The 14,711-nt window shown below is 70.6% G+C and carries 13 protein-coding genes; 3 read left to right on the top strand and 10 right to left on the bottom strand.

Features of this window, described 5'->3' with window-relative positions:
- Positions 1–10 precede the first annotated feature (10 nt).
- The 10 genes from I5071_RS33935 to I5071_RS33890 form a co-directional block, all read right to left on the bottom strand.
- Complete coding sequence (locus I5071_RS33935) at positions 11–571, bottom strand: A24 family peptidase (protein WP_236517437.1); 561 nt, start codon at positions 569–571, stop codon at positions 11–13.
- Positions 572–631: 60 nt separating this feature from the next.
- A complete protein-coding gene (locus I5071_RS33930) occupies positions 632–841 on the bottom strand; it encodes a Flp family type IVb pilin (protein ID WP_053238498.1) in 210 nt (69 codons plus the stop codon).
- Between the two features lie 48 nt (positions 842–889).
- Positions 890–1,132: a hypothetical protein gene (locus I5071_RS33925; protein ID WP_236517436.1), complete on the bottom strand. Its 243-nt coding sequence runs from the start codon at positions 1,130–1,132 to the stop codon at positions 890–892.
- Between the two features lie 204 nt (positions 1,133–1,336).
- The gene (locus I5071_RS33920; protein ID WP_236517435.1) at positions 1,337–2,644 is read right to left on the bottom strand and encodes an APC family permease; all 1,308 of its coding nucleotides are present in this window, start codon (positions 2,642–2,644) and stop codon (positions 1,337–1,339) included.
- Positions 2,645–2,693: 49 nt separating this feature from the next.
- A complete protein-coding gene (locus I5071_RS33915) occupies positions 2,694–3,989 on the bottom strand; it encodes a FecR domain-containing protein (protein ID WP_236517434.1) in 1,296 nt (431 codons plus the stop codon).
- Positions 3,986–4,654: an RNA polymerase sigma factor gene (locus I5071_RS33910; RefSeq protein WP_236517433.1), complete on the bottom strand. Its 669-nt coding sequence runs from the start codon at positions 4,652–4,654 to the stop codon at positions 3,986–3,988. The genes I5071_RS33915 and I5071_RS33910 overlap by 4 nt, the downstream gene beginning before the upstream one ends.
- A gap of 164 nt (positions 4,655–4,818) precedes the next feature.
- Positions 4,819–5,382, bottom strand: coding sequence for a hypothetical protein (locus I5071_RS33905; RefSeq protein ID WP_236517432.1), 564 nt, complete (start codon positions 5,380–5,382; stop codon positions 4,819–4,821).
- Positions 5,383–5,481: 99 nt separating this feature from the next.
- Positions 5,482–6,540: a hypothetical protein gene (locus I5071_RS33900; RefSeq protein WP_236517431.1), complete on the bottom strand. Its 1,059-nt coding sequence runs from the start codon at positions 6,538–6,540 to the stop codon at positions 5,482–5,484.
- Between the two features lie 86 nt (positions 6,541–6,626).
- Complete coding sequence (locus tag I5071_RS33895) at positions 6,627–8,039, bottom strand: cytochrome P450 (RefSeq protein WP_236517430.1); 1,413 nt, start codon at positions 8,037–8,039, stop codon at positions 6,627–6,629.
- Positions 8,036–8,812 (bottom strand): DUF2891 family protein, encoded by a 777-nt coding sequence (locus I5071_RS33890; RefSeq protein ID WP_236517429.1) that lies wholly within the window; start codon positions 8,810–8,812, stop codon positions 8,036–8,038. The genes I5071_RS33895 and I5071_RS33890 overlap by 4 nt, the downstream gene beginning before the upstream one ends.
- Between I5071_RS33890 and I5071_RS46895 the strand changes: the two genes are divergently transcribed.
- From I5071_RS46895 to I5071_RS33875, 3 genes are read left to right on the top strand one after another with little or no spacing between them, the layout of a single operon-like run.
- Complete coding sequence (locus tag I5071_RS46895) at positions 8,762–9,886, top strand: hypothetical protein (RefSeq protein ID WP_329611100.1); 1,125 nt, start codon at positions 8,762–8,764, stop codon at positions 9,884–9,886. The genes I5071_RS33890 and I5071_RS46895 overlap by 51 nt on opposite strands.
- Positions 9,887–9,891: 5 nt before the next feature.
- Positions 9,892–11,610, top strand: coding sequence for a hypothetical protein (locus tag I5071_RS33880; RefSeq protein ID WP_236607707.1), 1,719 nt, complete (start codon positions 9,892–9,894; stop codon positions 11,608–11,610).
- Positions 11,611–11,622: 12 nt separating this feature from the next.
- Positions 11,623–14,598 carry a SpvB/TcaC N-terminal domain-containing protein gene (locus I5071_RS33875; RefSeq protein WP_236517428.1) on the top strand — a complete coding sequence of 992 codons (2,976 nt, stop codon included), beginning with the start codon at positions 11,623–11,625 and terminating at the stop codon, positions 14,596–14,598.
- Positions 14,599–14,711: the final 113 nt, after the last annotated feature.

Below are 14,711 nucleotides of genomic sequence, written 5' to 3'. Positions count from 1 at the left end.
GACGGGTCTCTCAAGTACCGAGCATCAAGAAGGTCTGGAGTCGGCTGAACACCGCGATCAGCGTTCCCGCGAAGATCGCACCACCGAGCCGCAGCGTGTGCAGGAGCTCGGGGCTGATCGGTTTGCGGAGCCGCTGCGGGAGCAGCGGGTTCATGCCCATGTACAAGCTGTTGCCCAGCGTGCGGAGGAGCTTCCCCTGCCAGGCGAGACGGCCGAGCGCGTAGATCCCCGCGACGACGAACGCGAGGAACTCGGCCTCGAGGCCGACCTCGATCCCACACACCGCGGCGATCGCCGCGAAGAGCTTCACGTCGCCTCCGGCCATGCCGCCCCGCCAGAACATCAGGAGCGGGACGGCGCCGCAGATCGCGACGGCGAGGATCGATCCGAAGAATCCCTCGGCTCCGTTCGTCAGTCCGTGGACGAGCGGGCCAACGAGGAGCGGCGGCAGCGTGAGCCAGTTGGGGATGTGACCGGTCCGCCAGTCGGTGAACGCCGCGATGGCGGTCATGACGACGGCGAGGCCGTACAGGTACGGTAACAGCTCGGGATCCGGGCCGAGACCGAACACCTTAGCTCCACCAGCTCACGCTGCTGCTCCTCTCAGGAGATCGCCGAGATGGCGATCAAGTCACGGCGAGCTGTCGGTCGGGAGCGTGCCGACCATGCCGTCCGCGCCCTGGACCTTCGCCTTCACGGTCTCACCGAACTGGCGCCAGATGGCGAAGCACACGACCGCGATGAGGCAGAGGATGATGATGTACTCGACGGTCGACAGACCGCGGGTATCCGCGAGGAGCTCACGAACGCGGCGCGACTTGTTCATGCTCAGCTTGTCCATTCTCGGGTTCTCCTGGGTTGGCTCGAACGAGGTGGGCCCGTCACTCCGTCAGGGAATCGGGAGCGACAGAATCAGCTGCTGATAGCGAAAGAGATTCACGAGGGGGATGCCCAGGCTGACCACGGCACCGGCCCCGATGATCGTCACCAGCAACAGCAGCGCGACGTACTCCACGAAGACGACGCCACGCGTGCCCGCCAGCGCCGCGACTTCCGCATCGGCAGGACGGCGGAAGCCTCCTTCGGCCGACTCGGCGATCTCGATCGCGTGTTGAGCACGGGTTTTCTGCATGGCGTTCGACCTCGTCGTCGCGTTGCGTGATGGGGCCTAGTGCGACGCGCATGCCAGGATGCCACGAACGTCGGTGCGGGGTCGATGGTCCTGATTTCACAGGAGATCCCGGCGAGGGCGACCATCTGGGGAGGTGTGGGAGATGGTGGGGCGGAGACTGGAGTCCCCAGAGCTCCTCGGATCAGCCGTGACAGGCTGACTCGGTCACGCGGGATTTGCGCGGTTTTTCGCGGAGAGGACGAAATACCCCAGCAGACCGAGCCCAATCGTGGCGACACCGAACAGGGCAATCTCGCGGGCGTAGAGGATCGACTCGTAGACCGTCCAAATCATGATGATCACGAAGAAAAGCGGCGTGATCGGGTAGAGCGGGACGCGGTACGGGCGCGGTCGCTCGGGGTGGCGGAGACGGACGATTGCGACGCCGATGACGGTCAGGCCGGATGCGATCGAGAGGGTGAAGCCGACGGCCGCGAGCAGGGTCTCGAAGCTGGCGGTCGCGACCATCAGGAGGGCGAGGCCGGCCTGGACGAGGAGCGCGATCACCGGAGCGCCGCCCGCGTTGCGCCGCGCGAGGACGGCGAGCGCGGGATGGTCGCGGCCGATCGCGTCGTACACGCGGACGCCGGTGACGACGAACGCGCCGATCGTGGAGACGAGGCCGAGCGCGATGACGGCGGCGAGGACGCGGCCCGCGGTGGCGCCGAAGAGATGGGTCGCGGCGACCGCGCCGATCTCGACGACGCCCTCGAGCTCGGCGCGCGGAGCGCTCGCGAGGAGCACCGCGTTGATGGCGACGTAGAGCGCGGTGACGCCGCCGGTGCCGAGCAGGAGCGCGAGCGGGAGGGTGCGCGCCGGGCGATCGATCTCGCCCGCGACGTACGCGGCCGCGTTCCAGCCGGTGTACGCGAAGTAGACGAGCACGAGGCCGATCGCGAAGGGCGGCGAGACGAGCGTCGCGGGATCGAAGGGCTCGGCGAGGCGCGAGAGATCGCCCTTGGTGGCGCCGCCGAACACGAAGATCGCGACGAGGACGATCTTCGCGATGGTGAGCGCGTCCTGGAAGCGCGCGCCGCTGCGGAGGTGCGCGAAGTGGACGGCGGTCGTGAGCACGACGATCACGATCGCGGCCGGGAGCTCGGGGACGAGGCCGGGGAACGCGGCGTCGAGGTAACGCGCGAAGGCGATCGCGCACGCGGCGATCGGGGCTGCGAAGCCGGCGACGATGGAGACGACGCCCGCGGTGAAGCCGATCGCGGGGTGGAACGCGCGGGCGAGGAGCGCGTACTCGCCGCCGCTCTCGGGGAGCTGCGCGGCGAGCTCGGCATACGAGAGGGCGCCCGCGAGCGCGACCAGGCCACCGACGATCCACACGGCGAGCACCGCGGAGACGGAGTGGAGCTCGGCGAGGAGGACACCGCTCGTCGTGAAGACGCCCGTGCCGACCATGCTCGCGACGACGAGGAGGGCCGCGGTGCGCAGGCCGTAGCGGTGCGGGGTCGAGGAGGACATCGCGCGGAGGCGCGAGCATCGCAGCCGCGAGCGCGCGCGGCCACGTGGACTACGGGCTCGCGAGCTCGTTCATGACGTCGGCGAGGCCGCCTTCGGGGTAGCGCGCGAGGTAGGCGCGGGCGGCGTCGCGCGCGGCGGTGCGATCGCCGGCCGCGGCGAGGGCGCGGGCACGGAGGCCGAGGGCGCGCTCTTCGAGGGCGCTCTGCGCGAAGTCGACGGTGTCGAGCGAGGTGACCGCGCCCCGTGCGTCGTCGAGCTCGCGCCAGCGGAGGGTCGCGGCGCGGAACGCGGCCTCGGCGCGCTGGGCCGCGGGTGCGGTGCGCGCGAGGACGTCGTAGGCGTCGGCGGACTCCGTGGCGCGACCGAGGCCCTGGAGCGCTTGGGCCTCGAGCATTCCGAAGCGCCATTCGGTGGGCTCGTGCGCGCGCGCGGCGCGGGCCGCGTCGAGCGCTTCGGCGAACCGGCGGGTCGCGACGAGCGACTGGATCTCGGCGAGCGACGGCGCGGGCGGAGGGGGCGCGGGATCGATGATCGGAGCGGGCTCGACGATCGGCGCGGGCTCGGGCTCGGGGGACGGCGCGCGAGCGACGATGGGCGCGGGCTCGGCGATCGGCGCGGGCTCGGCGATCGGTGTCGGCTCGACGATCGGCGCGGGCTCGGCGATCGGTGTCGGCTGCGCGACCGGCGCGGGCTCGCGCGCGCGGGCTGCGGCTGCCGCGCGGCCGAGCGCGGCGAGCGCGCCGTCCTCGGGGTCGCGGGCGCGTCCTTCGCCCGAGCGGTAGGTCTCGCCGGGCGTGATCGACGTAGTCTCGCCGCGCTCGCGCACGTCGACGCGACCTTCGTACACGCGCACCACGGTGCGAGAGCCGACTCGCTCGACCGCGAACACGGTGCCGCGCACCGCGGCCTCGAGCTCGGGCGTGCGCACCACGAACGACTCGCCGGGATCGAGCGGCCTCACGTCGAAGAGCGCCTCGCCGGCGTGCACCGAGATCAGGCGCGCGTCGGGCGACACCTCGTCGAGCGCGAGCGCGGCGTGCGGCGCGGTCGTGACGCGATCGCCGGTCGCGAGGACGAGCACGCCCTCGCCGAGATCGTCGGGCGCGGCGGGCGCGTCACGCATCGTGAGGAACGCGAGCGCGATCACTGCGGCGGCGGCGATCGACCACGCGACGTAGGGCACGCGGGCGCGCGGCGGCTCGGTCGCCGCGCGTTCCTCGGCCTCGGCGAGCGCGCGCGCGATCTGCGCATCGCGGCGCGCGTCGGAGATCCGCGGCACCGGGGCCTGACGCGCGATCGTGGCGAGCGCGTCGACGGTGCGGTCGGCGAGTCGGTCGCGGCTCACGCTCCACCTTCCTCGTCGTCGTCGTGCGCGCCCGCGCTCCGACGTCCTGCCTGCGCCAGCGCCTCGGCGAAGGGATCGCCCTTCATCAAGCGCGCGATCTCGTTGCGCGCCTGGAGCAGGCGTGCCCGCATCACGAGCGAGGGCACGCCCTCGATCTCCGCCGCCTCGCTGGGGGTCATGCCCTCGACGCAGCACAGCACGAAGGCGACGCGGCGCTTGGGCGACATCTTGTCGAGACAGCGGTAGAGGCGTCGCAACGTCTCGCGGCTGGCGACGCGCGACTCGGGATCGTCGGGATCGTGCGGGTCCACCACCTCGAGCGGGACGGTGCGCGGGCGGCCGAAATAGCGGAACGCGGTGCGCACCGTGATGCGGCTCGCGAGCGTGGAGAGCGAGGCGCGCCCCTCGAAGCGCGGCAGGGCGCGTGTGATCTCGATGAGCGCGTCCTGGGTCGCGTCGTCGAGATCGTCACGCGGGCCGAGCAGGCGGTGCATGCGGGTGCGGACCTCGGGGAACAGTGCGCGCAGCGCGGCCTGCACGGTGCGGCGATCCCCGCGCTGCAGCGCGGCGAGCGTGGGCTCGTCGAGGCGCGCGTGCGGGTCGATCGCGGCACGGAGATCGACTTCTTCTTCGCCCGATGGCGTGGAGCCCCGACGCGCGCGCACGAGCTGAAGCATAGGTCTTGTCTCCAGTGCGCGGCGCCGGGGAGGTCGTTAGATCTTTTTTCTCGGTCCAGCTGGGAGTGCTCGCTCGCGCAGGGCCCGCACGGGAGCGTGCGGAGCACGTGGACGGGAGGCCCTGAGCGGGCGAGCCGATTTTGGACACTCTCTCACTGCCCGCACTGGAACGACGCGAGCGGGGCGATCTCGGGGGTGCATGCGGCGAAGAACGCGTCTGCAGTGCACGCGTCGGCGCCACCGCACGACTCGAGCGCGGTCGCTGCGCTCGCCGGCAGATAGGGGAAGATCTCGATCTGCGACGCCGGGCAGGTCTGTCCGCACGCCGCGCAGTGGGCCTCGATCGCGTCGCGCAGCGCGGACGCCGGCTGCGCGGCGTGGAGCGCGTCGAGGCAGGCGCCGCCCTCGTTCGCGTCGGAGAACGAGCGGCACTGGGTGTCGTCGAGGCACTCCATCGCGGCGATCAACAGCGCGGTGTCGCCGGTGCGGCAGAGCTCGACGTAGCCCTCCCAGAGGCACACCCGCGCATCGTCCTCGCCGTTCGCGTCGGCGCAGTGGTCGCGGAAGTGGGTGGCGAGCTCGACGCAGCGCGCGACGTCGCTGGTGGAGGCGTCGGGCGCGCCGCCGTCGGGGCTCTGCGGCGGCGGATCTTCGTCCCTGCACGCGGCGAGGAGGAGGCCCGCGAGCGCGAGCCGGGCGGGGAGCGATCGAAGCATGGAAGCCATTGATTTTCCTGTGGTTTTCGTTGGATACACGAGGGCGCCTGCCGCGCCCGGCGTGGGCGCGGTGACGCGTGGCTCGGAGCGGGGCGGCGATCACCAGAACGCGATGCCGAGCACCACGTTCGTGAACGGTGCCGCGCGCCCGGGATACTCGAAGCGCGCGAAGAGCCCCATCTCGATGCGCGCTCGGAACGGGAAGATCGCGCGGCTGTCGCGCATGTTCAGGCCGATTGCGCCGCCGACGCGCATCGCGGTCATCATCCCGAAGTCGCTGAGGGTGTGGGCGTCGATGAACTCGTGGCCGACGCCACCGATGATCCCGCCGAGATCGAGCGCGGCGAACCCGAGCGGCAGCGACGTCCCGACGAACGCCTGACCGTCGATGGTGAACGCGGCGAGGTAGCCGCCGTCCATCGCCTTGTCGGCGCCCATCCCCAGCGTGATCTCGACGCGGAGCTGGTCCACGAGCAGGCCCGCGCCCGCGCGCTGCACGAAGTGCGCGATGTTGGCCTGCTCGCCGAGCGACCACACTGCGCCGACCGAGAAGTCGACGATCGCGTAGGGATGCACGTCACCGTCGCGCGTGTCGTGGCCGGGATCGGGTGCATCGAGCTCTTCGGGAACGATGACGACGGTCGAGCTCGGCTGGTACGCGCCCTGAGGCTCGGCGGGAGGAGGAGCGGTCGAGGGCGCGACGGGAAGCACCGGTGCGGCCTCCTCGGGTCCCGGCATCGCGAGCGCCTCGTCGAGCAGGCTCCCGAGCAGCACCGCGAGCACCCGCGGATCGATCGTGCCTGCGGTACGCGGCAGCGACGCGCGGCGCATCGGACCCGCGGGCGTGACCGCGCGCGCTTCGTTGCGCGCGTCGTCGATCCACAACGTCGCGTAGGCGGCGCGATGCTGCGCGAGGAGACGCGCTTGCTGCTCGCGCGCGGCGTCGCTCTCCCCCGCGAGCGCTGGGACCAGCTCGAGGTGCAGCGCGCGCAGGCCGAGCTCCGCGCGCAGCGCGATCGCGCGATCGTCGTCGACGCCCTGATCGATCGCGAAGAGCACGCTGCCGGCGCTCGGCACGTCCTGCGCGCGCGCGACGCACGGCGCCAGCGCGAGGAGCGCGAGCGCGACGACGACGGGACCCATCTTCTCTCTGCGCACGACGACGACCTCCGGCCTCGCGCTCGATCGCGCTCGGTCGGCTCGCTAGTGGGGGGCGGCCCCGGGAGCGTTACGGAAAAAGATCGTCAGTCGATGCGATGCACGGTCGCGCGCACGCCGTGCTTGGGGCGCAGCGTGATCAGCGGCTCGGGGACGATGGCGTGGCCGGGCAGGAGATCGACGCGGTAGCGGCGCGCGATCGTCGCGAGCACGAGCTGGCCTTCCATCATCGCGAAGCCCGCGCCGATGCACATGCGCGGGCCCGCCGCGAACGGGAAGAACTGGTGGCGGTGCATCGCCTTGGCGCGCTCGGGCAGCCAGCGATCGGGATCGAACCCTTCGGGATCGTCCCAGAAGCGCGGGTGTCGATGGGTGACCCACTGCGACGCGAAGACGATCGTCTTCGCCGGGATGTCGTAGCCGCCGATCTCGACGGGCTCCGCGGGCGAGCGCCCGATGATCCACACCGGCGGATAGAGCCGCATCGACTCGTTCAGCACGCGCCGCGCGAGGTCGAGCTTCGGAAGATCGGCCTCGCTCGCGGGGCGATCGCCGAGCACGTCGCACGCTTCCTCGTGGAGCGCGCGCGCGACCGCGGGGTAGCGCGAGAGCAGCACGAAGGTCCACGCGAGCGCGTTCGCGGTGGTCTCGTGCCCCGCGAGGAACATCGTCATGACCTCGTCGCGCAGCTGCTTGTCGTCCATCGCGGCGCCGGTCTCGGGGTCGCGCGCCTCGAGCAGCATCTGCAGGAGATCGTCGCGGTGCTCGCGCCCGCGGCGTCGCTTCTCGATGATGTCGAGCACGATGCGATCGAGCTCGCGCGTCGCGGCGTGATAGGCGCGGTTGCGCGGGGTGGGCCAGCTCGGCGGCGGCGACCACACGCTGTTGATGCGCTTGTTCGCCTCGTGCAGCACCGTGGTGAGCGCCGTGCTGACCGCGCTCGCGCGATCGCTGGGATCGGTCGAGAGCAGCGTCTCTCCCGCGATGCGCAGCGTGAGGCGCATCATCTCCGCGGCGACGTCGATCGGCGTGCCGTCGCGCGCGGGCGCGGTCCAGCGCTGCACGGTGTCCTCGGCGGCGCGCACCATCGAGTCGGCGAACCCCGCGATGCGCTTCTTGTGGAACGCGGGCTGCGCGATGCGGCGCTGCCGCAGCCAGAACTCGCCGTCCGACGTGACCAGGCCGTTGCCGAGGAACGCTCGGAGCTTCGCGTAGCCGCGCGTCTGCTTGGTGAAGATGCGGTGCTGATCGACGAGCACCTGCTGCACGTGATCGGGATGCGCGACGAGGTGCGCCGTGACGTGCGGGAACTCGAAGCGCACGACGTCGCCCGTCTCGAGCGCGGCGCGCATCAGGTAGTCGAGGCGATCGTCGCGCACCAGCGGCAGGTGCCCGAGGAGCGGCACGTTGTGCTTGGGGCTCGGCGCGAGGCGCGCGTTCGCGGGATGCCGCGATTGCAGGCCCGGGAGCGAGTAGAGGAGCGTTCGGGGCGCGTTCACGTCGAGGACGAGGGTACCAGAGGGCGCATCGTGATCAGGACGCACGCGAAGGTCCCGAGCCAGTGGCTGCCCGCGTAGTGCGCGCCGTCGATCGCGGCGAGCGCGGTGGTCTCGTGATCGCGCGACGAGGCGAGATACGCGGCGCGGCGCGGATCGCTCGATGGGAGCGCGGCGGCGATGCGCGCGAGCATCCACGCCCGGCTGAGGTTGAGGCCGTCGAGGTGAGCGAGGCGGCCATCGAGGTCCGCGGGCCGGACGCCCATGGCGACGCGGAACACGAGCTCCGCCTCGGCGGGCGTGAGGCCGACGAGACGAGCGTAGCTGTCGACCTGGTGGTGGATCTGCGCCGCACGATCGGCGCAATCCGCAATGAACTCGCGGACGGTACTCTCCATGACCGTCGAATCCACGGCGTTGTCCAAGAACGCCACGCCGCGCACTCCGCGCAGCACGCGCCGCATCCGGTGGTCCGATGGTCCCACCACCAGGATCGGCACGCGCCTGGAGCCTGCGCGGAGCTCTGTGAACGCCGACTCGAGCTCCCCTGGGCAGCGCGCGTTCACGATGGCCCCGCAAGCGCTGCGGCGGTTCGCGATCATCGCACGTGCTCCCGCCAGCGTGCCCGCAGGCTCCGTTTGGGTCGTGAGCAGCAGATTCCTGAGAATCGGCTCGTTCGCGTGCCAGACGACCTTCGGTGACAAACGCTCCAGCAGCGCCGACGCGTGCAAAGCCCGGAATACGCCCGAGCGTTCGTTCGGGTCGCATGGCTTCATCCGCTCCCTGGTAGAGGACGCGGAGGCTGCCACGGCTCCTGCGCGGATGACACCCCCCACGTGGGGGTACTTCGTCGTTCGGCGACGAGCTCGATCTTCCCCCCGCCCGGGGGGTGCGCCGCGCCCTCGGCGTCGCCCACCATCCGCCAGCCGCGCGCGAGACCCCTCGTCGAGCGCTCTGGCGCTTTCCCGAGAACGACAGTGCGCCGTACCTGCGATCCGCGCCTCGCGAACCGAACCGCCGCGCGCGCGCCACTGCCAGTCCGAACCGCTGCGTTCGGACTCGCGCTGGTGTTGTCGGCGTGCTCCAACACCCTCGAGCGCGGGATCGAGCTCGAGAGGCTCGGGCTCGATGGCGGCGCCGACGACGTCGTCGGCTGTTCCGCAGACGGCGGCTGCGTGCCCCTCGGCGGGACGACCCCCGGCTGCGATGGCTGCGTCGACGACCCGTGTCAGGTCGCCACCTGTGACGGGCTCTCGTGCACGCGTCGGGATCGCGCGGACGGGACGACCTGTCCGGCAGGGATCTGTGTCGCGGGCACCTGCGTGACCCGGCGGTGCGGGGACGGATATCCGGAGCCCGGTCCGACACCCCCGCGTGAGCCATGCGACGACGGCAATGCCGTCTCGGGCGACGGATGCTCCGTCACGTGCGAGCCCGAGACCCTGACGATCGAGGACGGGGCCGCAGCGCGCGTGCCGCCGGCCGTCGCGATCGATGCGCGTGGCGAGGCACTCGTCGTGTGGGTAGCGGAGATCCCCGGCGATGACGCCCGCGAGATCCGAGCACAGCGCCTCGGCGCGCGGGGCAATCCTGCGGGCTTGGAGGTCGCGATCACGCGCGTCGCGGGGCTCGGGAGCGACATCGAGGTCGAGGCTGCAGGGCGCGAGGCGGGCTGGGCGGTCGCATGGTCGGCCCCCGGCGCCGATCGCGACGGGCTTGGAGTCCGCTTCGCGTACGTGAGCGAGAGCGGCGCAGTCAGCCCTCGTCGGAATGTGCGATCGCCTGCGCTCCCGGTCGCGGGGACTGCGACGCGAACTGGCGCAACGGTTGTGAGGTCGATCTTCGCGTGACCGACATGTATTGCGGGACGTGCGATGTCTCGTGCGGGGCGAACGCGACGTGCGTCGACGGATTCTGCGCCTGCAAGGACGGATTCGAGGTGTGCAACAGCGAATACGCGTGCTTCGATGTTCAGACCGACGAGTATCACTGCGGAGCTGATTGCATTGCTTGCCACACGCTCGCTGGCGCGAGCGGCAGTTGCACGGACGGCGCGTGCGACCTCGTGTGCGGCGGCGGCCTCGAAGACTGCGACGGTGACTGGCGCAATGGATGCGAAGCATCGGCCTGGGCCAACCCCCAGCACTGCGGAGCTTGCAACAACTCGTGCCTGAATCGCGCGAATGCAGTCTCCGGATACTGTCTATCCGAGGCCTGCGTGCTCGAGTGCGCATCCACGCACGGCAATTGCGACAACACCCATACGAACGGGTGCGAGGTCGACCTCCGAAACAACGCGCAGCACTGCGGTGCCTGCAACTTCGCATGCGCGGTTCAACCGCACGTGGTGACCGGAACGTGCTCCGCCGCGTCCTGCACGTACACGTGCGCGAGCGGCTGGGGCAACTGCACGAGCGCGCCCGGGTGCGAGACGCAGCTGGGGACCGACAACCATTGCGCCGCGTGCGGCAATCAGTGCGACTGGGGCTGCGAGGGCTCCGCCTGCGACGACGGCGTCGCCGTTGCTCCGGGAATGTCGCACGCCTGTGCGATTCGCGAGTCCGGTCGTCTGGTCTGCTGGGGAGCCAACACCGCGGGTCAGATCGGGGACGGCACGATGACCCAGAGACCGACGCCAGTGCCTGTGAGCAGCATGGCGAGCGGCGTGACGTCGGTGGGCAACAATCACACGTGCGCCGTCCAGAATGGCGCGGCGCGATGCTGGGGCGACAACACCTACGGTCAGCTCGGAGTCGGCAGCACGACCGACCAGGACATGCCGGTGACCGTTTCGAACCTGTCCAGCGGAGTGGCGGCCATCGCTGTCGGCGCGGAGCACTCGTGCGCGCTGCTCACGAGCGGCTACGTGAGATGCTGGGGTTACAACGAATTCGGTCAGCTCGGCGATGGCACGGCGACACAGCGCAACACGCCGAACCCCCCCGTGCCAGGGCTCGTCGATACGACGACGGGCAGGCGAGCGATCGCGATCGCTGCCGGGGGCCTTCACACGTGTGCCTTGCTCTCCGACGCCACGATCCGGTGTTGGGGCCAGGGCTCGTACGCACAAATCGGAAACGGTCAGACGAGCACCGTTCGCAGTCCAGTTCAGGTGTTGTCCGGAGTCGCCGTCAGCAGCATCGCGACCGGCGGCCACCACACCTGCGCGCGCACGACCGCGGGCGCTGTGTATTGCTGGGGCGACAACACGTATGGTCAGCTCGGCGATGGCACGTACTCGCGCCGGTCGAGTCCGACGCTGATCTCGAGTCTGTCGAGCCCCGATGGTCCCACGGCTGGCGCCTTCCACACGTGCGCGAGGACCTCGGGGAACGTGCGCTGCTGGGGAAACAACCAGTACGGCTCGATCGGCGACGGCACCGTCACAAACCGACCGATTCCGACGCTCGTGCCGAGCTTCTCCGGCGTCACCGCCCTCAGCGCCGGCGGATACAACACCTGCGCGGTGCTGTCGGGCGGTGCGGTGCGCTGCTGGGGCTGGAACGCGGTCTACCAAGTCGGCGACGGGACCAGAACGAATCGCCCGGCACCCACCCCGGTCGCGGCGCCCTGAGGAACACTGGAGATGCGCACTCACTCGCTTCTGCGCCGAGCGCTCGCCGCCACCGTCGCGTCGCTCCTCTTCTGGACTCCGCTCGCTCCACGCGTCGCGTACGCGCAGGAGATCGAGATCTCCGAGGAGCAACAGCGCGAGCTCCGCGAGGCCGTGTACGACCGTCAGCCAGAGCTCGACGAGGTGCAGCTCGATGACGTCCAGCTCGACCGCGAGGCGGAGTACGAGGGCCCGCCCCCGAGCGAGACGTCGAGCGGTGCGCCGCTCGCGCTCCCGGGGGGTGACACGCGCACCGCGGTCAACCCTCAGGCGATCTCGCTGCCAACGGCCGAGGGCTCGATCCACGGCATGGGCGAGTCGTTCACGCCCAACCTGAGCTCCGGCACCGGCAGCTTCGGTGTGCCGATCGCGGTCGCGCCGGGCCGCGCGGGCGTGCAGCCGAGCTTCTCCCTCGCATACGCGACGAGCGCCGGAAACGGACCAGTCGGATTCGGTTGGTCGCTCTCGGCGCCGTTCATCTCACGTCAGGTCGATCGTGGTGTGCCGCAATACGACGATCGTGAGATGGGATGGCACCGAGGCGAGGACCGCTTCATCTACAACGGCGGTCAGGAGCTCGTGCCGGTCGACTCCGACGACATGGCTCGAGTCGACTTCGGCTCGGCGACCGCGGATGCGTCGATCCCCGACGGCGTGAGCCCGGACTGGCAGGAATACCGCGCTCGCGTCGAGGGCGGTTTCATGCGCTTTTTCCGCGCGCCCAATTTCACCCGCTGGGTCGTGCTCGCGAAGGACGGGAGTCGCTTCGACTTCGGTCTGATCCCGAGCGGCGAAGGCCCGCCGGAGATGGTCAGCGCATCCGACCTCGCGCTCGAGCGAGATCCCGCCTCCGCGCCGCGGTCGGGCAATCGCGTCTACCGGTGGATGCTGACGCGGATGGTGGACTCGCACGGCTCGCCGGTTTGGTATCGCTACCGACAGGACGAGGGGCAGGCGTACCTGCAGGACGTCACCTACGTCTCGCCGCAGACGACGTGTCCGCCGAGCACGCCGTACGCGAACGCGCGCTGCGCGGCTCCACTCGACCAGTACGCGTCGCGCGTCGCATTCCAATATACCGACACGCGCGCCGACGTCTTCGACACGTGGGTGAGCGGCTGGCGCGTCGCCACGCGCCTGCGTCTGTCGCGGGTGGTTGTGACTGCGTGGGACGACGCGACCAACGGTCGCGCGCTGGTGCGCCGATACCATGTCTCGTACGCGCCTGGGTCGTTCCACTCGATGCTCGCGTCGATCCAGCTCGAGGGGCGGCCCGAGGTCGAGACCACGCTCGGCGGGTACCCGGCGCGCGTCCTCGGGGAGCCCGTGGCGGAGACTCGACTCGGTCTGACGAGCGCGCTTTTCGGTCCGACGCTCCCTGCGATGCGCTTCGACTACACGTCCGTGCCGGCTGCGCTCGACGGCACGGTGCGCGACGTGATCGGCAGTCCGCCGCACTCCGTGGACGAGGCGCGGAGTGACCTCTTCGACGTCAACTCCGATGGTCTGCCCGACCTCGTCGTGACCGACCCCGCGCGCTATCGCACCAGCGAAGGCCGCCCGGCGGCAGGCGTGTTCTTCAATGGATTCCGCGGCCCGAACGCCGCGCCTGCCGAGACCGCCGCGCAGTTCAGCGCTGCAGTTCCAGTCGCCGTCCCGTCCGGCATGGACTCCGTGATGGCGCTCTCGAACCCGAACGTCGCGCCGATGGATATCGATGGCGACGGGCGCAGCGACCTGCTGCACATGCCTCGACAGCGCACCTACGGCTGGTTCGCGCCGACGCGCACGCCGAGCCGTGAAGGCGAGTTCTCCCCGGCCGCGCAGGGATGGCAGTGGAGCTACGAGCAGATCACGCTGCCGCAGACCGACGCGGACCCCCGCATCGATCTCGGGCGCGACGGTCAGCACATCCAGGTGCTCGACGTCAACAACGACCACCTGATCGACGTCGTCCGCACGACGGGCACCGAGATCCAGACGTGGCTCAACCTCGGCTGGCTCGACCGCGGAGAAGGCCGATTCGGCTCGTACGCGTGGAGCGGTGACACTGCCACGCTGAGCACTGCGCCGGTGCGTACGTGTCTGCCCGTCGCAGGCACCGTGTTCGACTTCGAAGATCCCGAGGCGCGCCTCGGCGACATGAACGGCGACGGCCTGCAGGATCTCGTGCGAGTGCGTCGCGGCCGCGTGATCTACTGGCCTGGTCGCGGGGACGGCAGCTTCGGTGTCGGCGACATCGGCTGTGCGCCGGGGCTCACGAGCGATCGTCACATCGAGATGGCGACGCCGCCGGCCGAGATCAACACCGAGCTCGCGGGCGTGTACCTCGCGGACATCGACTCCGATGGCGCCGACGACGTCGTGCAGGTCCGCTTCGACGCGATCGACGTGTGGTTCAATCGCGCGGGCCGCGCGTTCGCGTCGCGCGTGATGGTGCGTGGCGTTCCGGCGAACCCCGGATTCGCCAACCGTATCCGCCTCGTCGACCTCGACGGCTCGGGCACGGTGGACGTCGTCTACGGCACCGCGCACGGCTGGAAGTACGTCGACCTCGTTGGCGGGCAGCGCCCGCGTCTTTTGGTCGGAGTCGAGAACGGCCTCGGCGCCCGCACGGAGCTGGAGTACCGCACCAGCGCGGTGGACTACCTCCGCGATCTGCGTGCTTGTGCCGAGCAACGCGTACGTGACTGCTTCCGGTGGAACCAACCTCTCGAGCACAGCGACGAGGGTGGCCCCGAGGATTCACCGCTATCCACGCACCGCTCCGGCGGATCGCCGGTCGTCTCGACGGTCGTCGGCGCGATCACGACGACCGATCGAATGAGCGCCTACGGTCTCGACCCGCAGCTCGCGCGCCAGGAGTTGGCCTACCACGACGGCTACTACGAAGGCATCGAGCAGGAGTTCCGCGGATTCGGCGTCACGGACTCCCTGGGCCATCGGTGACTGGAACAACCCGACGACGATCACCCGCACCTGGTTCCACCAGGGCCGTCGCGCGCAGGACATCGCAGCCAGTCGACTTGCCCACAACCCCGACGAAGCGCTCAAGGGCCGCG

This window comes from Sandaracinus amylolyticus, assembly GCF_021631985.1.
GTDB lineage: Bacteria > Myxococcota_A > Polyangia > Polyangiales > Sandaracinaceae > Sandaracinus > Sandaracinus amylolyticus_A.
Note: the sequence above shows the minus strand (reverse complement) of the source record. Positions and strands in the feature narration are given on the sequence as shown.